The organism is Streptomyces sp. WAC07094 (assembly GCF_036320405.1).
Classification (GTDB): Bacteria; Actinomycetota; Actinomycetes; order Streptomycetales; family Streptomycetaceae; genus Streptomyces; species Streptomyces lannensis.
This window is the reverse complement of record NZ_JAVMJZ010000003.1, coordinates 19,839-39,091: the sequence shown is the minus strand read 5'-3', so window position 1 is coordinate 39,091 and position 19,253 is coordinate 19,839. Positions and strand designations below refer to the sequence as shown.

The 19,253-nt window shown below is 70.6% G+C and carries 18 protein-coding genes and 1 pseudogene; 9 read left to right on the top strand and 10 right to left on the bottom strand.

Annotation, left to right across the window (positions count from 1 at the left end):
* Nucleotides 1-327 precede the first annotated feature (327 nt).
* The gene (locus RCR19_RS39650; RefSeq protein ID WP_331269956.1) at nt 328-495 is read left to right on the top strand and encodes a transposase; all 168 of its coding nucleotides are present in this window, start codon (nt 328-330) and stop codon (nt 493-495) included.
* A 260-nt stretch (nt 496-755) separates the two neighbouring features.
* Here RCR19_RS39650 and RCR19_RS39645 read toward each other — a convergent pair whose 3' ends face one another.
* Both RCR19_RS39645 and RCR19_RS39640 read right to left on the bottom strand, forming a co-directional pair.
* A complete protein-coding gene (locus RCR19_RS39645; RefSeq protein ID WP_331269955.1) occupies nt 756-1,505 on the bottom strand; it encodes an aquaporin in 750 nt (249 codons plus the stop codon).
* A 187-nt stretch (nt 1,506-1,692) separates the two neighbouring features.
* Nucleotides 1,693-2,193, bottom strand: coding sequence for a carboxymuconolactone decarboxylase family protein (locus RCR19_RS39640; RefSeq protein WP_331269954.1), 501 nt, complete (start codon nt 2,191-2,193; stop codon nt 1,693-1,695).
* A 46-nt stretch (nt 2,194-2,239) separates the two neighbouring features.
* On the opposite strand from RCR19_RS39640, the gene RCR19_RS39635 reads away from it, so the two are divergent.
* Entirely contained in the window at nt 2,240-3,700 is a 1,461-nt protein-coding gene (locus tag RCR19_RS39635; RefSeq protein WP_331269953.1) for a PLP-dependent aminotransferase family protein, read from the top strand.
* Here the strand turns inward: RCR19_RS39635 and RCR19_RS39630 are convergent.
* Both RCR19_RS39630 and RCR19_RS39625 read right to left on the bottom strand, forming a co-directional pair.
* Nucleotides 3,693-4,265 (bottom strand): TIGR00730 family Rossman fold protein, encoded by a 573-nt coding sequence (locus RCR19_RS39630; protein ID WP_331270329.1) that lies wholly within the window; start codon nt 4,263-4,265, stop codon nt 3,693-3,695. The genes RCR19_RS39635 and RCR19_RS39630 overlap by 8 nt on opposite strands.
* A gap of 129 nt (nt 4,266-4,394) precedes the next feature.
* Nucleotides 4,395-5,267, bottom strand: a complete 873-nt coding sequence (locus RCR19_RS39625; protein ID WP_331269952.1) for an NAD(P)-dependent oxidoreductase — start codon at nt 5,265-5,267, stop codon at nt 4,395-4,397.
* A 445-nt stretch (nt 5,268-5,712) separates the two neighbouring features.
* Here RCR19_RS39625 and phoU point away from each other — a divergent pair, with 445 nt between their 5' ends.
* Complete coding sequence (phoU, locus tag RCR19_RS39620; RefSeq protein WP_331269951.1) at nt 5,713-6,381, top strand: phosphate signaling complex protein PhoU; 669 nt, start codon at nt 5,713-5,715, stop codon at nt 6,379-6,381.
* A 205-nt stretch (nt 6,382-6,586) separates the two neighbouring features.
* Entirely contained in the window at nt 6,587-7,087 is a 501-nt protein-coding gene (locus RCR19_RS39615; RefSeq protein ID WP_331269950.1) for an NUDIX domain-containing protein, read from the top strand.
* Nucleotides 7,088-7,114: 27 nt separating this feature from the next.
* Here RCR19_RS39615 and RCR19_RS39610 read toward each other — a convergent pair.
* The 5 genes and pseudogenes from RCR19_RS39610 to RCR19_RS39590 form a co-directional block, all read right to left on the bottom strand.
* A pseudogene (locus tag RCR19_RS39610) lies at nt 7,115-7,246 on the bottom strand (AAA family ATPase); the annotation flags it as partial.
* Between the two features lie 222 nt (nt 7,247-7,468).
* On the bottom strand, nt 7,469-7,972 hold the full coding sequence (locus RCR19_RS39605; RefSeq protein WP_331269949.1) for a carcinine hydrolase/isopenicillin-N N-acyltransferase family protein: 504 nt from the start codon (nt 7,970-7,972) through the stop codon (nt 7,469-7,471).
* A gap of 387 nt (nt 7,973-8,359) precedes the next feature.
* Complete coding sequence (locus tag RCR19_RS39600) at nt 8,360-8,689, bottom strand: hypothetical protein (RefSeq protein ID WP_331269948.1); 330 nt, start codon at nt 8,687-8,689, stop codon at nt 8,360-8,362.
* 1,536 nt (nt 8,690-10,225) lie between these two features.
* Complete coding sequence (locus RCR19_RS39595; RefSeq protein ID WP_331269947.1) at nt 10,226-10,627, bottom strand: PPOX class F420-dependent oxidoreductase; 402 nt, start codon at nt 10,625-10,627, stop codon at nt 10,226-10,228.
* A 25-nt stretch (nt 10,628-10,652) separates the two neighbouring features.
* Nucleotides 10,653-11,264: a TetR/AcrR family transcriptional regulator gene (locus RCR19_RS39590; RefSeq protein ID WP_331269946.1), complete on the bottom strand. Its 612-nt coding sequence runs from the start codon at nt 11,262-11,264 to the stop codon at nt 10,653-10,655.
* A 107-nt stretch (nt 11,265-11,371) separates the two neighbouring features.
* Here RCR19_RS39590 and RCR19_RS39585 point away from each other — a divergent pair, with 107 nt between their 5' ends.
* Entirely contained in the window at nt 11,372-12,319 is a 948-nt protein-coding gene (locus RCR19_RS39585; RefSeq protein ID WP_331269945.1) for an oxidoreductase, read from the top strand.
* 183 nt (nt 12,320-12,502) lie between these two features.
* Here the strand turns inward: RCR19_RS39585 and RCR19_RS39580 are convergent, their stop codons facing one another.
* The gene (locus RCR19_RS39580) at nt 12,503-13,132 is read right to left on the bottom strand and encodes a TetR/AcrR family transcriptional regulator (protein WP_331269944.1); all 630 of its coding nucleotides are present in this window, start codon (nt 13,130-13,132) and stop codon (nt 12,503-12,505) included.
* A gap of 397 nt (nt 13,133-13,529) precedes the next feature.
* Between RCR19_RS39580 and RCR19_RS39575 the strand changes: the two genes are divergently transcribed.
* The 4 genes from RCR19_RS39575 (at nt 13,530) to RCR19_RS39560 (ending at nt 19,164) form a co-directional block, all read left to right on the top strand.
* Complete coding sequence (locus tag RCR19_RS39575; protein ID WP_331269943.1) at nt 13,530-14,513, top strand: zinc-binding alcohol dehydrogenase family protein; 984 nt, start codon at nt 13,530-13,532, stop codon at nt 14,511-14,513.
* 528 nt (nt 14,514-15,041) lie between these two features.
* Complete coding sequence (locus RCR19_RS39570) at nt 15,042-16,676, top strand: ABC-F family ATP-binding cassette domain-containing protein (RefSeq protein WP_331269942.1); 1,635 nt, start codon at nt 15,042-15,044, stop codon at nt 16,674-16,676.
* 82 nt (nt 16,677-16,758) lie between these two features.
* A complete protein-coding gene (locus RCR19_RS39565) occupies nt 16,759-18,414 on the top strand; it encodes an ABC-F family ATP-binding cassette domain-containing protein (protein ID WP_331269941.1) in 1,656 nt (551 codons plus the stop codon).
* A gap of 285 nt (nt 18,415-18,699) precedes the next feature.
* The gene (locus RCR19_RS39560) at nt 18,700-19,164 is read left to right on the top strand and encodes a DUF4265 domain-containing protein (protein WP_331269940.1); all 465 of its coding nucleotides are present in this window, start codon (nt 18,700-18,702) and stop codon (nt 19,162-19,164) included.
* The last annotated feature ends 89 nt before the right edge of the window (nt 19,165-19,253 follow it).

The window sequence follows — 19,253 nt, the reverse complement described above, 5'->3', positions numbered from 1 at the left end:
CGGCCGGGGGAGGGCCTGTCGTGGGTGGTTGGAGTCACGTTCTTGCATGATTTTCGTGCAGGGGTGGGCAGGTGCCCGGAGAGCCTCTCAGAGGGTGTTCGGTAGTGGCGAGATGGACTTGTTTCCATGATCTCGTAGCGCGGCGTCGGGATCATGGGTTTCGATCATCTTGTGACTGAGCGACGTGCCTACCCCTCGGTCTCAAGGACGACCAGTGGGAGCTGATCGAGCCCCTGCTGGTGGAGTGGCGGGCCGCGCGGGCCGAGGGGCGCGAGCCCACCACCGACCTGCGCGAGGTGGTCAACGCGATCTTCTACGTCGCCCGGATTGGGGTGGGCCTGGCGGTATCTGCCCCATGACTTCCCGCCGCACACCACGGTCTACGGCTACTTCAGGGCGTGGGAGGCGGACGGTACCGCCGAGGAAATCCACGACACCCTGCGTGAGCAGTTACGCAGGAAGAAGGGTCGTCGGATCCTGCCGCCGCCGCGGTGATCGATGCCCAGACGGTGAAGGCGTGACCGAACGCGCCGGAGAGCACGCAAGGGTACGACGGTGGCAAGAGGGTCAAGGGCCGCAAGCGGCATATCGCCGCCGACACCCTCGGGTTGCTGCTGGTTCTCATCGTCACGGCCGCTGGCGTGCAGGACACCAACGGCAGCAAACTCGTCAGAAGTTTAGGGGAATGGGACGATTTTTCATCGGTACGGGAAGCTATCCCACTTTTTCCCTCACCGGTCCTCGCGGCGCGTGGCTCAGCCCCCGGGGGTCGGCGACCGCGCAGACCGCGCCCGGACGAGCAACCGGTGGGCCCCGGCCCCAAGTACCGCCCCGATGATGGGCCCGACCAGGTAGATCGCGAGGTCGGTGGTCTGCCCGGAGAAGGCCGCCGGACCGAGCTGACGGGCCGGGTTGACCGAGCCCCCGCTGAGCGGGCCGAGGGTGGCGATCACGACCCCCACGGACAGCCCGATGACGGGCGCCAGGCCGCGGATGAACCGGGGGCGGGCGACGAAGAACGCGATGACGAGGGTCAGCGCGAGCATGCCCCCGACCTCCGCGAGGAGGACCGGCACGGGCTGCCAGGTCCGGGCGGGCCGGATCGCGGCGTGCGAGACCGACGGGAGCGCCACCGCCTGACCCCAGGCAAGGCGTGCCAGGCCCGTACCGGCGGCGGAACCGGCGAGCTGGGCCAGGACGTACGGCAGGACGTGGCGGCCAGGGAAGGCGTCTATCAGCCACAGGCCGACGGTGACGGCGGGGTTCGTGTGGCCGCCGCTGCGCCGTCCGGGAGGGCTGAGGATCAGTCCGGTGAGGATGGCCCCGCTGACGGCGCCGATCACGACGAGGGCGACCCGCAGGTCGGCGATGTAGAGGGGCGAGTGCGGGTCACGCAGCCACCGCACGACCGTCACCGCGAGAAACAGCAGGACGGTCGTGAGGACGAACTCGTCGGCGGCACGGGCCAGGGCCGGCCGGCGTGGCGGAGGGGAAGCGGTACCCACCTGGATCTCCTAGTCGGGGTGGTCGCCGGCGGGGCACCCCTGACGTGTGCTGCCGGGGGAGGAGCGACGAGCGGGGAAAGCGGCCGGCGGGGCACGGTCGGACGCCGGGCCTGCCCGGCGGGGCGGGGACCCGGACCCCCGCGGGCGCGGGGTGGGTCCCAGGCCCGGCCGGGCGGGCGTATCAGGCTCAGGCGCTCGGCGTGTGGTGGCCGGGGACCATGCGGGTCGAGACGCCGATGCGGTTGAAGGCGTTGATCGCTACGATCGCGGCGATGAGGTGGGCCAGTTCGGTCTCGTCGAACTGCGCGGCGGCCCTGGCGTACACCTCGTCTGGGACGAATCCGTGCGTCACGACGGTGATCGCCTCGGTGAGCTCGATCGTCGCGATCTCCCGTGCCGTGTAGAAGTGCTTCGCCTCCGTCCAGGCTCCGAGCTGGATGACGCGCTCCGCGGACTCGCCGGCGGCCATGGCGTCCTTGCTGTGCATGTCCAGGCAGAAGGCGCAGTGGTTGATCTGCGACGCGCGGACCTTCACCAGGTGCAGCAGGCCGGCGTCGACCCCGCGGCCCGCGGCCGAGTCCAGTCGGGCCAGCGCCTTGAAGGCCTCGGGGGCGAGCTTCGCCCAGTCCATGCGCGCCGTGTGCTCCGGAAGGCGGGGGGTGTGCTCATGTGCTTCGTTCATCGTCATGCCCGCAACGCTACGCATCGGTGGTACCGGAGTATGGTCCAATTACATGAGGGATTCCCGGACCAATTCTGCCGCCGACCCGCCTGCGTCCGCGATCGGTGCCGACCTCCATCTGGAACTGCGCGGGACCAAACTGCGCACCGGGCTCACCGACGCGCTGCGGGAAGCCGTGCGCACGGGGCGCCTGGCGCCCGGCGCCCGGTTGCCGCCGTCCCGCTCGCTCGCCGCGGACCTGGGCATCTCCCGCAACACCGTCGTCGAGGCCTACGCGGAGCTGGTCGCCGAGGGCTGGCTCACCGCCCAGCAGGGCTCCGGAACCCGGGTGGCCCCCAGGGCCGAGCCGCACAGCGCCCCGACCGGCGCTCCCCGCACCAGGACCAGGCCCGCCCGGACCCGCCCCAGGTACGCCATGCAGCCCGGTTCTCCGGACCTCGCGAGGTTCCCCCGCGCCCAGTGGCTCGCCGCCGCACGCCGCGCCCTGACCGCCGCGCCGAACGACGCCCTGGGCTACGGCGACCCCCGCGGCCGTCCGGAACTGCGCACCGCGCTCGCGGACTACCTGGCACGGGCCCGCGGGGTGTACGCCGAGCCGGAGCGGATCGTCGTCTGCTCCGGCTTCCACCACGGACTGGCGCTGATGGCCCGGGTCCTCAGGGTCCGCAAGGCACGAGCGGTCGCCGTCGAGGCATACGGCCTGGACCTCTACCGCGACCTGCTGACCGAGGCCGGCCTGCGGACCCAGCCCCTGTACGTCGACGAGCACGGCGCACGCACCGACGACCTGGCCCGCCTGCGGGGGGTGGGCGCGGTTTTGATGACCCCGGCGCACCAGTACCCGACGGGAGTCGCCCTGTGCCCGGAGCGGCGCACCGCGGCCGTCGCCTGGGCACGGGAGTCGGGCGGGCTGATCCTGGAGGACGACTACGACGGGGAGTTCCGGTACGACCGCCAGCCCGTGGGCGCTCTGCAGGGCCTCGACCCCCGGCGTGTGGTGTACTTCGGCTCCGCGAGCAAGTCGCTGGCCCCGGGGGTGCGGCTCGGCTGGATGGTGCTCCCGCACGAGCTGGTCCCCGAGGTCGTGGAGGCCAAGGGGTACGGCGACTACATGTCCAGCACCCTGGAGCAGCTCACGCTCGCGGAGTTCATCACCTCGGGCGCCTACGACCGGCATGTGCGGTCGATGCGACAGCGCTACCGGCGCCGCCGCGACCAATTGGTCGCAGCCCTTGCGGAGCGGGCGCCCGGCGTCCGGGCGGTCGGCATGGCGGCAGGGCTGCAGGTCGTCCTCGAACTCCCCGCGGGAACGGAGAACTCGGTCGTCCAGGCGGCGGCCCGGGAGGGTCTCGCGGTGAGCGGGCTGAGGGAATTCGGCCACCAGGCGCAGGACTCCGGCTGGCAGCTGCCCGAGCGGGACGCCCTGGTCGTCAACTACGCGGCACCCTCGGACAGTGCGTGGAAGGGCGCACTCGACACCCTGTGCAGCGTGTTGCCCCAGGAACTCAGTTGAGGGTGTGCTCCGCGAGGGCGACCTGCCCGGCTGCCCCGAGGGAGGCCTCCAGCCGCGCGAATGCGGCGGCACCGCTGTCGGCGACGAGCACCAGTTCCGCCAGCGGCACCGGCAGGAAGCCCTCCTCGTCCATCCGCCCAAGCTGCAGGATCAACCCGTCGTAGAAGCCTGCCGTGTTCAGCAGCACGACGGGCTTGTCGTGCAGACCGTGCTTCCGCAGCTCCAGGGCCTCGGTCGCCTCGTCCAGGGTCCCCATGCCGCCGGCCATCACCACGACGGCGTCGGACGAGGCGAGCAGCCGGGCCTTCCGCGAGGCGAGGTCCTCGGCGAAGACCATCTCGTCGGCGTCCTGCCTGGCCCACTGCCGAAGGAAGCCGACCGAGACCCCGGCAAGCCGACCGCCCGACTCCCGTACGGCGTCGGCGACGACCTTCATCAGCCCGGTGTCCGACCCGCCCCACACCAGGGTGTGGCCCCCCGCGCCGACAAGCTCCGCGAACTCACGGGCCGGCCGCGTGTAGCGGTCGTCGAGGTCAGCGGCGGAGAGGAAGACACAGATCTTCATGGGCGCGGGCGCTTCAGCGGTCATGGCCCGAACGTACGCGGGCGTGCACCCTCACACGCGGTCCATTCTCCGCGCGGAACACCGGACCAATTCGGCGGCCCGCGACCCGTGGCGGGCCGCCGGCCCGCGTCAGGCCATCTGCGCCGCGAAGCCGGAGCGCCACGAGGCATGCCCGGGTCGCCACCCGCGCGAGCGGGCCAGCCCGTTGGACGCGCCGCGCGCCCAGTCCAGGCGACCGGGTACGGGCTGGGGGGCCGGAACGCCCAAGGCACGGGCCAGCGCTGGCAGCCACTCGCGGGCCTGCGCGGGTTCGTCGTCGACGATGTTGACGGGACCCGAGGGCCAGCCGAGCGCGGCGACGGCGGCCCGGGCGGCGTCGGCGACGTGGAGGAACGACATCACCGAAAGGTCCGCCGAGGTGCTCCCGAGGAAGCGGGCGGACGGATCCCCGGCCAGCGCCGCGGCGACGGCCCCTCCGGGTGCGTACCAGGTGCCCGGGCCGTACAGGATGCCGTACCGCAGCTGCACCGCCGTCTCCACCTCGGCGGCCTTCTCCTCCAGCGCCCGGACGCCCTCCACCATCCCCCCGCGCGGCGCCGCCGCCCCGACGTCCAGCGGTGTGCCCTCGTAGGCCGGCCCCTCCCCGGGCGCGTACGCCCAGGCGATCGACTGGGCGACGATCCTGGTCACGTCGGCGGACACCGCCGCGTCCACCAGATTGCCCGTCCCCTCTCGCCGCAGCCGGTTGGTCGCTTCCCCGTCCGCGTCCGACAGGTCGGTGAGCTGATGGATCACGGCGTCCGGCGCGGCGGTCGCCAGGACCCGGTACAGCGCCTCCCGGTCGAACACGTCCGCCTGGACGGCTGCCGCACCCTGCCGCCGAATGCGCTCGACACCCGCCGAGCTTCGCGAGATTCCCGTGACACGGTGCCCCTCGGCCAGCAGCAGCGGAACGAGCTGACGGCCGACAGCGCCGGTGGCACCGGCAACGAAGACATGCATGGTCCACTCTCCTGTGATCAGGCGGAACCGTCCCATCGGGGCGGACGGTCCCGTGTCGTACCTGCAACGCTAGGCGGCGAGTGGTACCGGAGCCGGATCCATTTCGCGGTTGTGTCGGCGGACCAATTCCGCGATGCGTCTTGGGGCCTCCACGCGGTTCGAGAGCGGTGTCCCGGACGGGCATTCTGAAAGAGCGTTTAGTCCCGGCGAAGGTGTTTGGTAAGTCGATCGAGGATGATGGCGAGGTGCTGGTCAAGGTAGAGGCGGTGCAGCCCGTCCCATCGAAGCCCATGTCCGTCCGAGTTCGCTCGGCAGTGGGCACTGCTGTGGCGCTCTGAACTGGGCAGTGCCCGATTTACGCTCCTCCCGCTGCAGTCGGGCGGGCGCTGTGTGGGAATCTGCCAGGGGGTGTAGGCGAGAAGGATGGTGGGAGGGCGAGGGACGAATGCGAGCGAGCTATCACAAGGAGCTGGAGGCGATCAGCCAGGCCCTGATAGAGATGGCCAACGTCGTGGGCTCGGCCATGAGCCGGGCGACCAGCGCGCTACTCGAGGCGGAGCTCCAGCAGGCCGAGAGCGTGATCTCCTCGTCGACGCGGGTGGAGGACATGCAGCGGGATCTGGAGGAGAAGGCGATCGCGGTGCTGGCCTGCCAGCAGCCTGTTGCCACAGACCTGCGCATTGTGGTCACCTCCCTGCGGATGAGCGCCGACCTGGAGCGCTGCGGCGTCCTGGCCCAGCACGTGGCTAACGTGGCTCGCCGGCGGTTTCCCGGGCCCGCCATACCGCCGGATCTGCGCCGCACGATCCTGGAGATGGGCCAGCTCGCCCAGCGGCTGATGGCCCAGGCCGTTGAGGTCCTGATCAGCCGCGATGTCGAAGCCGCGCTCCAGATGGAGCGGGACGACGACCGGATGGACGAGCTGCACCGCACGATATTTCATCACCTGATGGACGAGCGGTGGCACCACGGCGTGGAAACCGCTGTCGACGTCACCCTGGTCGGCCGCTACTACGAACGCTTCGCTGATCACGCAGTCTCCATTGCCCGCCGCGTGGTCTACCTTGCCACCGGTGAACACGCCGATGACCTGCCCATTGACCCGTCAGCCTGACCGCCCCCTGCCGGGCGTGGCTGAATGCCCGGCAGGCATCTGCGGCAATGGCGGGATGCCGTGCTTGGCTTCGTCGGTGTAAGGCGATAACGGTTGATGCCCAGATCAGGCAACAGATGTTGATCAAGCGGGTCCAGAATGTTGTCGTTCGAGAACGGCTCGCCGAGAAACGGCGTTGTCAGTGGGTTCTGTGAGGGTCTGCTTCATGGATGAACTGGTGGAGCGTGTCGACTGTCAAGATCGTGTCCTGGGGGTGGTCACCCGTCGGCAGGCCGTCCGGGAGGGTTGGCTGCATCGAATCGCCTCGACGGTGTGTCGTGATGAGCGTGGCCGGATCCTCGTCCATCGGCGGTCGCAGCAGCTGTCGCGCTTCCCCGGGCTCTATGAGGCCATGGTCGGTGGCGCCGTGGATGTCGGCGAATCATATGAACAGGCTGCCGCGCGGGAGCTGGCCGAAGAGCTGGGCATCCGTGGCCTGCCACGCTTGCTGTTCACGTTCATCAACCGCAGCGGCTTGAGCCCTCACTGGCTCGGTGTGCATGAAGCCATAGTTCTGGACGCTGTGACACCCGATCCCGATGAGGTCGCCTGGCATGGCTGGCTGACCGAGTCGGAGCTTCACTCAGCCCTGTTGGAGTGGCGCTTCACTCCCGACAGCCACGAAGCCTTCAGCCGGTATCTCGCGTTCCGGACCGCGTGGTCCTGACCTTTCTCGCTTCTTCGATCGGGCCCCTCAGCCCAGGGATTGCTGTTCGGCGCGGGCGCGGATGGTGGGGAGGCGGTAGGAGTCGGTGCCGGTCTCGATGATGTTGCCGCCGAAAGTGAGGCGGTCGACGATGGCAGCGCAAAGGCGAGGGTCGGTGAAGTGTAGAGGGTTCTGGAGCCTTGTTCGTCGGCGGATCGGTACAGCGGCGGTTCAGCATGGCGGCCACGTTTGTACCCGCGGCGCGGATGGCGCGCAGCCGTTCCTGCGGGTGCAGGGCCCGTTCCTGCTCGTCGGTCACGGGCAGGTGCTGGTGGTTGGCGGCGCAGGCATCCGCTGCCACCGTCGGCGCCATGTCCCGTCCCGCGACCACCGTGACCGCTTTCACGGGATCGACAAGGGTGAGGGTGGGACGGCGATGGGCAGGGACTGCAGCCTGTCGACGGCCTCGTCAACGGTGTCGCATGTCTCCAGCAGGTAGCGCACCACGATGAGGATGGCGAAGCCGCGTCCGTGGACGCAGCGTCCGCCCCAGGTGAGTGAGAGGGCGAGAGTTGCGTCGTTCATTCCGTCCAGCAGGCCCCGCAGCATGTCCTGCATCCCGATCACGGGGCGCAGGAAGCGGGAGGAGACGATGGTCTGCTCGCGCCGGTGGGGCGGCAGGTCGTAGTTGCGCAGCAGGGTGTCGTTCTGGCCGTTCTGGGTGCAGGCCGGGGAGAACGGCCGCAGTGCCGCGTGGGTGAGGAGGACGTCCGCCTCGGGCCGGTGGAGTTGGCCGGCCAGGCGGTTAAGGACCGGGACCAGTTCCGGCGTGTGCGCATGAAACAGTGCCTGAACACGGTCCGCGCCCTGCAACGTCCTGCCCTTCGCGGTCAGCAGGCCTTCCATCTCCTGCCACAGGGGCGGGGGTAGGCGGTCCACCGCCCGTCGCCGCCGTCGCCGACCTCGATCGCCTGGAAGGTTTTGTGCTGGTGCCGCACGGCTGCCGCTTCCCTGCGAGATTCGGACGAGGTGAGGGCAACCTAGCCAATGTGGGCCGGTATTGGCCAGGTGGCCGCCACCGGTGAGGGCCGGACGCTGGATCCGGTGAAGGCGCTGAACGCGAGCCCGGCCCCTCCCACCTAGGCGGACCTGTCCCGCGTTGGTGAAGCCGGGAGTCAAGGAGGCGTCCGATGCACAGCGTCCACGACGTCCGGCACACAGCGTCCGAGTTGGTGGGTGGGTGTGGTCGGGCAGGCTGCCGCCGAAGCGGCAGCATGCCGCCCGGTGCGGGGGTTACTTCGACTCTTCGGCCTGCGCCGCCTCGGCCTTGGGTGCGGTGTCCTGCTGGGTGGGGGCGGTGTAGTAGACGGAGCTGCCCTGCTTGGAGCGGTGGGCCTGGGTGCGGGCGACGAGGTTTTCCAGGGTGGTGCGCACGACGGTGGTCTTGATGCCGCGCTCGGGGTGGGCCTGGTCCAGGGCGGTGGACACCTCGGCGGCGGAGCGCGGTTCGCTCTGCTCGGTCAGGTGCCGGCGGATGAGTTCGACCAGGGTGGGCAGCGCCGCCTTCGCCGTCTCCGCCTTGCCCGCAGCCTTGGACCCAGCCTTGGCCTCAGTCTTGCCCACAGCCTTGGCCTCAGTCTTGGCGGCAGTCTTGGGTGCGGACTTGGCGGCCGGCTTGCTCGTGGCGGGCTTCTTGTCGGTGGCCGGGGCGTCGGTCTTCTTGGCCCGTGCGCGCTTGCCGGTGCCCGGCTCGGCGGAGGTGATGCCGGCGTGGCCGTGGGCTGGGCGGGGGCGGAGGTGATGCCGAGGGCCTGCTGGACGTTGACCAGCACGGAGTGGTCGCTCTGCAGGGAGGTCAACTCCTGCTGCAGCGCGGCGATGTCGGTGCTGATGCGCTCCTGCTCCTTGACGTTGCGCTCGAGGTCGCTGGTGACCTGGGCGGCGTACTGCGATGACAGTCCCGTTGCGGCAGTGGTGTTCTGCGACATGGTGTCGGGCCTTTCCGTTGTGCCGGCCACATGAGCCGGTCCTGTGGAGCGCGGACGCAAACGTGAGTCCTGCGCTTGTGTGTTTCGGGGCTGCTGCCCAAAGGTCAGCGGTAGTAACTGCTGCGAACAGCCCGGATGAGAGATAGTACGGGTGAGTAGAGCCTGTTGTTTCACTTGAGTGATACCTGTGGCTCGAGTTGAGCTTCAGGTACCGGGCACGCGACCGGCGTCCGGCGCGTTGGTGAGAGTCGGATAGGCGCGTATGCGTCAGGGTGCTGCCACCGCACTTTAGCCGGTGTTGTCGCTGGTGGTGCCATATGTGCGGGACATCAGTGGCCGCCGGGCGGCTCGCCCACCCGGCGCCTTGGGCGGGGGAGTGCCCGCACGCCACGGGCGCGGACGTCCCTGTGGGCACGGGAGTGAATCGGGGCGCACATGTGCCCCTTGAGTGGTACGGCGGCCCACGAAGCGGCATATGACAACAGCGGTTGGCGGGAGTCGGTATGCCCGTGGGTGTGTGACGGTGTGTGGTCCGCGGCCGCGCCCGGCCGGGGGAGTGTGCGCTCCCCGGGGGTGCGTCCGGTGCGGGCGCAAGCGGGGTTCGCGGCCGGGCCGGGCGGTTTCGCTGGGGTCAGTGGCGCAGCAGAGGAAGCATCCGGTGCCGTGGCCGTGGGATGCCCGCGATGCGAAGTCCGGCCAGGTGGCAGGCGCTGTCTTCTCGTAGCGGGTGCCGTAGCGGGTGCCGTAGTGGGTGGCGTAGTGGGTGGTGTTCGCGCTCCGCTGTGTCGCATCTGGTGGGGGCCGGCCCCGCCCGTTGCCGTACCCCTTGCGGCAGGTGAACGCGTTGACTTGCGGGTGGGAGCATGAAGGCTGACCGGGTTGAACACCTCCCGCTGAACTCACCGGCGGCCACGCTTGGGTGTCCGAGTTCGAAAGGAGCGGCTCGATGCGCGCCCGGGGCGCGTGTGTGGGCGGCACACCCGCACAACGACCGGCCGGCCCACAGGAAACTGCCCAGGCGCGGACGAGCAGGAGGGCGATGCCGTCGGTAGGGGGACGGCGTGTGGGCGGCGTGGTCGGGGAAGGCGGGTGGTGAGTGTGAGGCCCTGGCGCGGATGTCGGCGCGGAGACGGTACTGCGGATCCGGCCCGGCGCCCCTGCGCGTTGTCCGTCACATGGTCACGGCGATGGCCAGGAGCGGGCGTCGCCGGCGCAGGAGGTGGTCGGTCAGGCGCAGGAGGCGGAAGACGGCGAATCGGCGGGCCATCAGGTCCTGCACGTGCCGGGTCTGTTCCGCCTCGAGCAGTCGGGCTGTTGCCTGCGCGATGGGTGCGTGGGGCGGGAGGGTCCCGTGCATGGTGCACGGGGCGATGGTGACCCGGCTGTTGTTGCGGATCCGCTTGACCTTGCCGGCCTCCGGCGGTGTCAGGACGTAGAGCGTCTGGCCTGCCACGAGGCAGCCGACCGGGGTGGCGACCGGGCGTCCGTCCTTGCGGAACGTGGTCAGGCTCATGTACCTGCCGCGGGCGATGCGCTGAACGGTGTGCTCGTAGCCGGCGTAGGGGGTGGGCACGGTGTGCTCCTTGACGGGCTGGGGGTCAGTGGGGGGTGTGTGTCTGCTGGGCCACGAGGGCGCGGGCGCAGTGGGCCGCCTGGTGTGCGGCCTGCGTCAGGTTCTCGCGGCCGGCGGGGAGCATGCCCTGCTGCAGGAAGAGAGCCAGGCCGTGTGCCGCGGCCGCGATGCGGGTGAGCAGATCGAGTGCCGTGTCCTGGTCGGGGGTGACCCGGTGGGCGATGGGGACCAGCATGTCGAAGAGGTTTTTGCCGGCCGCGGCGAGTTCGGGGTGGCGGCTCTTGTCGAGTCCCGCCAGGAAGGTGATGTCGAACAGGGCGCGTTCCTCGGCCGCGAACCTCACGTACGCGGCGGCGAAGGCGGCCAGCTGCTCGGCCACGTCCGTGCCGGCGGCGACCGCCGCCCGGTAGCGGCGGTACTGCTCCTCGTAGCCCTTCAGGGCCAGTGACGCCAGCAGGGCCTCGCGGTCGGCGAAGTGCTTGTACGGAGCCGACACGCTGACCCCTGCCCGGCGGCACGCCTCGGCGAGCGTGAATCCGTGCGGCCCGCGCTCCTTCACCAGGGCGAGGGCGGCCTGCTCGAGGGCGTTGCGCAGGTCTCCGTGGTGCTGCCCGCTGGGGCGTCGTTTGACTGTCACGCCCCCTAGGTTAACACTGTTCACCATGAGGTGAATGCCATTCACCACCAGGTGGTGCGGCACGCCCTGCCCTGCCCTTGAGTTCGATCGGCCCGTCCGGAGGAGCCATGTCCCGATCCGCCCATGAGCAATGGACCGCCCAGCAGGTCCCCGACCAGAGCGGTAGGACCGCTGTGATCACCGGTGCCAACACCGGCATCGGCTTCGAGACCGCGCTGGTGCTGGCGCGGCGGGGTGCGCACGTCGTGCTGGCGGTGCGGGATGCCGTGAAGGGGGCGCAGGCCAAGGAGCGGATAGCCGCGGCCGTTCCCGGGGCCCGGATCACCGTGCAGGGCCTGGATCTGTCCTGCCTGAAGTCCGTACGCGCCGCGGCCGAGGCCCTCGGCGCGGCCGGCTTGCGCATCGACCTGCTGATCAACAACGCCGGGATCATGTACGGCAAGCAGCTCCGGCGCACGGCCGACGGATTCGAGCTGCACTTCGGCACGAATCATCTCGGTCACTTCGCCCTCACCGGGCTCCTGCTCGAGCGGATGCTCGGCGTGCCGGGATCCCGGATCGTGACCGTCAGCAGCATGGGGCACCGCCAGGGCGGCCCCATGGACCTGAGCGACGTCAACTGGACTGCCCGCCCCTACAGTCCCACCGCGGCCTACGCGCACTCCAAGCGGGCCAATGTGATGTTCACCTACGCGTTGCAGCGCCGCCTCGCGCAGCGCGCCGCCACCATCGCGGTGGCCGCTCATCCCGGCGGCGCCGACACCACGGGGTCGCGGCGCACCACCGCCGACCGCGGCCGGCTCGGGCAGGCCCTGTTCGCCGGCCTGGTGCGGCCGCTGCTGATCCAGAGCGCGGAGCGCGGTGCGTGGCCCATCCTGCGTGCGGCAACCGATCCGGCGGTCGGCGGCGGGCAGTTCTACGGCCCCGGCGGCTTCCTGCAGAGCAAGGGGCACCCGAAGGCGGTGACGTCGAACGCGCAATCCCGACAGGAGGCGGCCCAGCATCGGCTATGGCAGATCTCGCAGGAGCTGACCGGGGTGCGCTTCCCGGTGTAGGAGTACGCCCGCCTGCCGCCTGCCGCCTGCCGCCTGCCGCCTGCCGCCTGCCGCCTGCCGCCTGCCGCCTGCCGCCTGCCGGCGGACGCCGGCGCGGGCGGCTTTGGCGCACTCGGCCCCGCCCCGTCCTGGGCTGGGCGTGCCCGGAGAAGTCCGCCGGTGTGCGGCGGCCTTGAGCGGGGGTCAGGTGGCGGGCGGTGCCGTGGGGAGGGCGTGTGCGATCAGTGTGCGGGCGGCCTCGAGGGCGTCGTGGCGGGGGCAGGGGCTGTCGAGGGAGGTCTGCAGGGCGGTGGCCCCTTCGAGGAGGACGTTCAGCTGCCGGCCCAGTCGGTCCGGGTCGCCGGCACCTGCGCGGGCGGCGATGTCGGTGAGCTGCTGGGTGATGCCGCTCTTGTGGTGGCGGATCAGCTCGTGCACGTCCGTCATGTGCCCTGCGGCTTCGACGGCGGCGTTGTGGAGCGGGCAGCCGCGGTTCGTCATGCGGCCCGAGGGTCCCGAGGTCGCCTCGGCGAGCATGGTGAACAGCGACAGCAGCTGCTCCTGGGGGGAGAGTCCCTCACGGTTCAGGTTCTGTTCGATGCGCCGGGCCATGTGGGCCTCGTAGGTGCGCAGGTATTCCTCCACCAGCGCGTTCTTGGTGGGGAAGTGCTGGTAGAAGGTGCGTGTGGAGACCTCGGCGGTCTCGACCAGGCGGGCGATGCCGGTGGCGTTGATGCCCTCTTCGTAGAAGAGCTTCGCGGCTGCCCGCAGGATGCGCTCGCGCGCCCCCCGGCCCCCTCGCTGCCGGGTGCCGGCTGCGGTCTCTGTCTCCATCCCAAAAGTATAGCAATCGCTTTACTTCGTGGCCGGGATGCACCGGCTCCCGCATGCGGCGATCGCTGCACTCGGATGAGGTCGCCCCTCGAGGCTCGCCGGCACCGTCGCGCCGCACTGCCTGCACCCGCGCCGACTGTCCGCGGCCGCTGCTGCCGTCGGCGCCGTTGCGCCGCCCCGCGGGCCCGGGGTGGAACGGGCGCAGCATCGCCGGACCGGCCCGACACCCGAAAGTACAGCGATCGCTGTACTTGGATGCTAGCCTCAATGTAGAGCGATCGCTTTACCTGTGGGGGCATGCCCCTCAACGCGAGGGCAGCGCCGCACTTCGCCCCCGAGTGCGCTGCACGCACGTGCATCGCGTCTTTACGAACAGACACCGCGGAAGGCCAAGACGATGCGAGCAATCCAGTACGACCGGTTCGGCGACTACGACGTCCTGCACCCGGTGGACGTCCCAAGGCCCGAGATCCGCAGCGGGCAGGCCCTGGTCCGGCTGACCCTGGCGGGCATCCAGCCCTTGGACGACACCGTGCGCAGCGGCAAGCGGGGCGCGGTCAAGCCCTTCCCGATCACCCCGGGAGGCACCGGCGTGGGGACGGTCGAAGAGCCCGGTGGGAGCGCTCTGGCGGCGGGTAGCCGGGTCATGGTCAGCGGCGGCCGTTACGGCGTCGCCGTGGACGGCACCTGGGCCGAGTACGTCGCCGTCGATCCGGCCCACCTGCTGGCCCTCCCGGACGGCATCGACGACACCGTCGCCGCGGCGCTGTCCACGGGTGCCGGCTACCTGACCGCATACCTCGCGCTCACCGAGCTGGCCGGCTTCCGACCGGGCGGCACCGTGCTCGCGCCCGGAAGCGGCGGTGCGGTCGGCCAGGCCGGCGTGGAGATCGCCCGGCACCTGGGCGCCTCGCTCGCACTCACCACCGCCACTTCCACGGCCAAGGCCGAGCGGAGCCGGGCAGCCGGGTACGAGGTCATCGACCTCAGCCGCGCATCGCTGCGCGACACAGTCGCCCGGCTCACCGACGGCAAGGGCGTCGACGTCGTCCTCGACGGTGTGGCCGGGCCGATCACCGGGCAGGCGCTGGGCGCACTCGCCTGGGGCGGCACCCTGATCAGCATCGGCTACTCCGCCGGCATACAGGCCGACATCAACGTCACCGACCTGATCTGGAAAGCGGCCCATGTCCACGGCTTCCTCTTCGCCCTGTTCACCCAGGAGCAGATCAACGCGGCCAACACCAAGCTCCTTGACCTGGTAGCCCGCAAAGAGATCACCCCGCTCGTCGACCGCGTCTTCCCGCTGGAGCAGGCCGCCGAGGCCCAGCGCCACCTCATCGAGAAAGGGCCCTTCGGCCGCGTACTGCTCAGCCTGTGACCGCACCACCGGCACACCCCTGAGGCCCGTCCACTCCCCCCACGCGCCCTTCTGCAAAGGGGAGAACAGCACCCCATCCACCTGCGGCCGCACTTCGTCCGCGGGGCAGCACTGTCCCCCGCACCGCATTGCGGCCGGGCGACTTTCCAAGGGGCGCCTACATGTGGCCGATGCGCTCACGGCGTGCACGTTCCTTCCATGGCGCCGCCGCGGTGGTCAGTTCGGCCGCCGGCGGTTCAGGCGAGCCGACGGCGGGACCACCGATGGCGATCACGGGAAGGGGCGATGGGGGGAGGGGAGCTGAGAACGGGTGGCTATGCTGGTGGGTGACCTGGACGTACAGCGAGGAGTCACAGACGTGGTGGGTGAAGACGACATCTCCGGGTGAGATCCGGATCTGACGGCCACCGGCCGGCGCTTTGGAAGCGCTGCCGAGGTGGTCCGCCTTGTCGTACCCCCCTCTTTTTCCACGTCTGCCCAGGGCAGAGGTCTCCGCGCTGCCCTCTCAGTACCTTCGAGGTCACTTCCATGTCCGACGCCGCCGTCGTCTGCTCGAACGTCTCCTTCGCCTGGCCCGACGACACCCCCGTCTTCCACGATCTGTCCTTCTCCCTGCCCCCCGGCCGCACGGGCCTGGTCGCGCCCAACGGCTCCGGCAAGAGCACCTTGCTCAAACTGATCGCCGGTGAGTTGAAGCCCGTCGGCGGCTCGGTGTCGGTGAACGGTGTGCTCGGCTATCTCCCGCAGTCCCTGCCCCTGACCGGTGATCTCACCGTGGCCGAGGTCCTCGGCGTCGCCGCGGTGATCCGTGCCCTGGACGCCGTGGAGTCGGGGGACGTCGACGAGCAGCACTTCGCCACCATCGGTGACGACTGGGACATCGAGGAGCGCACCCGCGCCCAGCTCGACCGTCTGGGACTGGCCGAACTCGCCTTGGACCGCAGCCTTGGCACGCTCAGCGGCGGCCAAGTCATCTCCCTGGGCCTTGCCGCCCAGTTGCTCAGGCGTCCCGATGTCCTCCTGCTCGACGAGCCGACCAACAACCTCGACCTTGTGGCCCGGCACCAGCTCTACGACGTGCTGTCGGACTTCGGCGGCTGTCTGCTCCTGGTCAGCCACGACCGCGCACTGCTGGAGCGCATGGAACGCATCGCCGAACTCGGCAGCGACGAACTGCGCCTGTACGGGGGCAGCTTCACCGCCTACGAGCAGGCCGTGCGCGAGGAGCAGGAGGTCGCCGAGAAGAACGTCCGCAACGCCGAGCAAGAATGGAAGCGGGAGAAGCGGGAGTTGCAGCAGGCCCGTGAGCGCGCCGAGCGCCGGGCGGGCAACGCCGCGAGGAACCTGAAGAACGCGGGCCTGCCCAAGATCTTCGCCGGCACCATGAAACGCGGCGCGCAGGAGGCCGCGGGCCGCTCCGGCACGATGCACGCCGCGCGGGTCAGCGATGCCAGGGCCCGCTTGGAGGAGGCCGGGCGGGCCGTGCGCGAGGAGCAGCGGCTCACGCTGGAGCTGCCCGGCACCCACGTGCCCGCCGGCCGCAACCTGTTCCTCGGCCAGGGCCTGCAGGTCCGCCTCGGCGAGAGGGACGTGTTCGCGGCCGCCGGCGTCGACTTGAGCATCCGGGGCCCCGAGCGCATCGCGCTGACGGGGCCCAACGGCGCCGGCAAGACCACGTTGATGCGGCTGGTCACCGGCGCTCTCGCCCCAACAGGCGGGCAGATCACGCGCAACGACGGCAGGATCGCCTATCTGTCGCAGCGCCTGGACCTGCTGGACCCGGCCCGCACCGTGGCACAGAACTTCGCCGCGTTCGCCCCCGAGCGGCTGGAGGCGGAGCGGATGAACGTGCTCGCCCGGTTCCTCTTCCGGGGCGCGCGGGCCCATCTGCCCGTGGGTGTGCTCTCCGGCGGAGAGCGGCTGCGCGCCACCCTGGCCTGTGTGCTGTGCGCGGAGCCGGCCCCGCATCTGCTGCTGCTGGATGAGCCCACCAACAACCTCGACCTGGTCAGCGCGGGCCAGTTGGAGAGCGCGCTCGACTCCTACCGGGGCGCCTTCATGGTGGTCAGTCACGACGAGCGGTTCCTCGCCCAGATCGGGATCAGCCGCTGGCTGCGGCTGGCCGGCGGGACGCTGCAGGAGACGGGGGCACCGGCGGTGTGAGCCGCCGACGTGTGAGAAGGCCCGCGTCCGAGGCCGTGCGCCCGGCGGGCCGAGAACCGATCACGAAAGGGACGCTACCTTCGTGCCCCAGCCCGCTCTGCTCGCTCATGACCTCGTGCGCACTCTGGGCGGACGCCGCGTCCTGGACGGCGTCTGCCTCACCGCCTCACCCGGCCACCGCATCGGCCTGATCGGGGAGAACGGCGTCGGCAAGTCCACCCTGCTGCGGCTGCTCGCCGGCGTCGACGAACCCGACGCGGGAAGCGTCACCCGCCCCCGCGACCTCGGCTTCCTCCACCAGGAGATGCTGTTCGACGCGGACTTCACGCTTGCCGCCGTACTGCAGGAGGCGCTGCGCGAGGCCCGCGAGGACCTCGCCGAACTTCACCGGCTCGGCGAGGAGCTGGCCCGCGTCCCCGAGGACGACCCCGCTCACACCGAACTCCTGGACACCTACGGCCGACGCCTGGAAGGGGCCCAGGACCGGCAGTCCTGGGACGCCGACCGCCGCGCCGCACGGGTCCTGGACGGCCTCGGCCTGGGCGCACTGGAACACGGCCGGAGCCTTCGCTCGCTGTCCGGCGGGCAGCGCGGCCGGCTGGCCCTGGCCGCGCTGCTCATCCGGCGGCCCACCGCGCTGCTCCTGGACGAGCCGACCAACCACCTCGACGACGCAGCCGCCGCCTTCCTCGAGGAACATCTCCGGTCCCTGCCCGGCATCGTGGTCCTCGCCAGCCACGACCGGGCGTTCCTCGACGCCGTCAGCACCGACCTGATCGACCTCGACCCGGCACCGGACGGACCCGTCCGCTACGGCGGCAACTACAGCGCCTACCTGTCCACCACGCACGCCCAGCGCCGCCGCTGGGAGCAGCGATACGCCCAGGAGCAGGAAGAACTGAAAGAACTGCGCCAGTCGGCGGCCGTGAGCGCGCACCGGATCGCCCCGGACCGGGGCCGCACGGACAACGAGAAAATGGGCTACGGCCACCGCGCCGGCCGGGTGCACAACTCCATCTCCCGCCGGGTGCGCAACGCAACCCGGCGGCTGGAGGAACTGGAGCGCACCCAGACCGCCGAGCCCCCGCGCCCCTTGCGATTCGCCGCCGGCGACCTGGCCAGGCGGGCCGAGGAGGGCACACAGCCGCTGGTGGCCCTGCGGGACATACGCGTGCCGGGCCGGCTGGCACTGGAGCGCCTGGACGTGGCGGCGACCGACCGCCTGCTGGTCACCGGCGGCAACGGGGCCGGCAAGTCGACACTGCTCGCCGTCCTCGCCGGACGCCTCCCCGCCCACGGCGAGATACACAGGCGCCGCCACATGACGGTGGGACTGCTCACCCAGGACACCGTCTTCGACCGGCCCGCCCGCACCGCCCGCGACACCTACGAAACAGCAGTGGGCCCCGCGCGGGCGGCAAAGGTGCCACTGGGCTCACTCGGCCTGATACACGAGGCCGACCCGGACACAGAGGTCGGACAGCTGTCGGTGGGACAGCGCCGCCGGCTGGCACTAGCCCTGCTGGTGGCCCGCCCACCCCACCTACTGCTGCTCGACGAACCCACGAACCACCTCTCGCCGCGCCTGTGCGACGAACTGGAGGAGGCACTCGGCACCGGACCGGGCGCCATCGTTGTCGCCAGCCACGACCGCTGGCTGCGCCGACGGTGGCAGGGCAGAGAGATCCGACTGGCCGCCGGGCCCGACCGGCGGACGGGCGACATCACAACCCGCTGACACCGATCACGGACTCCCGCATGCAGTGGCTCCCGAAGTCGCGGGCAGGCGACTGCCGTTGGAAAGCAGGGCCATCGGCCCTTTTGCCCGGCCCGGTTGTGCGTGCCGGGCTCGCGGCCGGGGCACAGGTGCGAGACAGGCTGGGACGTGCCGGTCTCGCATGCCGGTTGACCACACGCCCTGTGCCGACGACCGCCGGCTTGAACGAATCCGACTGGGGCACTCTCATTTGGATCTTGGATGGCCCTGAGGTGATGGTGAGCGGCTTGTGGGACGATCACCCGCATGACGCTCGATCCTCAGCCGCTGACTGGTACCCACATACGACTTCTGGCCGGTCAGGCTACGTCTGGGCGCCCGGTCCATGAGGTACTGCCGGCCCGCGCGGTGGAGTCGGACCTGTTCGAACTGGCAGGAAGTCCGGGCATGGCGCTCGGGTGCGCGGCGGGTGACGTGCTGCGGGTTGCTGATGACGGCCACTTCGAGATTGTTGAACACGGCGAGAACCTGTGCGTTCAGGCAGCTGGTCGGGGTCAGCTGAGTCCGGAGTCGTTTTTCGAGCTGAGAGAAGCGGTCAGCCGTCTCGGAGGCATGGCCGAGGCGCCGCCGAACGTGCGCTTCATCGTCGTCACTGTCGCCCGCACGGTGGGTATACCCGTGATTGAGCGGGTAATGGATGCCTGGGCCGCGGGCGTCGATGAGGTCGAGTGGTGGTTCGGCAAGGGAGACCATGCAGAGGCTTCCGCCTGACCTCCAGCCTTCGGCCGTGAGGACTGCAAGGCCCGCCACGCGGTTGAGTGCGCAATCAACCGCGTGAAGCGGAACCGGGCGGTGGCCTG

Bases quoted from the DNA above. Each gene is read 5' to 3' on its own strand.
- RCR19_RS39580 (WP_331269944.1), bottom strand. From the start codon at position 13,132: ATGGAGACAGAGACCGCAGCCGGCACCCGGCAGCGAGGGGGCCGGGGG.
- phoU (WP_331269951.1), top strand. From the start codon at position 5,713: ATGCGAGCGAGCTATCACAAGGAGCTGGAGGCGATCAGCCAGGCCCTG.
- RCR19_RS39630 (WP_331270329.1), bottom strand. From the start codon at position 4,265: ATGAAGATCTGTGTCTTCCTCTCCGCCGCTGACCTCGACGACCGCTAC.
- RCR19_RS39615 (WP_331269950.1), top strand. From the start codon at position 6,587: ATGGATGAACTGGTGGAGCGTGTCGACTGTCAAGATCGTGTCCTGGGG.
- RCR19_RS39570 (WP_331269942.1), top strand. From the start codon at position 15,042: ATGTCCGACGCCGCCGTCGTCTGCTCGAACGTCTCCTTCGCCTGGCCC.
- RCR19_RS39575 (WP_331269943.1), top strand. From the start codon at position 13,530: ATGCGAGCAATCCAGTACGACCGGTTCGGCGACTACGACGTCCTGCAC.
- RCR19_RS39585 (WP_331269945.1), top strand. From the start codon at position 11,372: ATGTCCCGATCCGCCCATGAGCAATGGACCGCCCAGCAGGTCCCCGAC.
- RCR19_RS39560 (WP_331269940.1), top strand. From the start codon at position 18,700: ATGACGCTCGATCCTCAGCCGCTGACTGGTACCCACATACGACTTCTG.
- RCR19_RS39605 (WP_331269949.1), bottom strand. From the start codon at position 7,972: ATGGAAGGCCTGCTGACCGCGAAGGGCAGGACGTTGCAGGGCGCGGAC.
- RCR19_RS39635 (WP_331269953.1), top strand. From the start codon at position 2,240: ATGAGGGATTCCCGGACCAATTCTGCCGCCGACCCGCCTGCGTCCGCG.
- RCR19_RS39640 (WP_331269954.1), bottom strand. From the start codon at position 2,193: ATGACGATGAACGAAGCACATGAGCACACCCCCCGCCTTCCGGAGCAC.
- RCR19_RS39625 (WP_331269952.1), bottom strand. From the start codon at position 5,267: ATGCATGTCTTCGTTGCCGGTGCCACCGGCGCTGTCGGCCGTCAGCTC.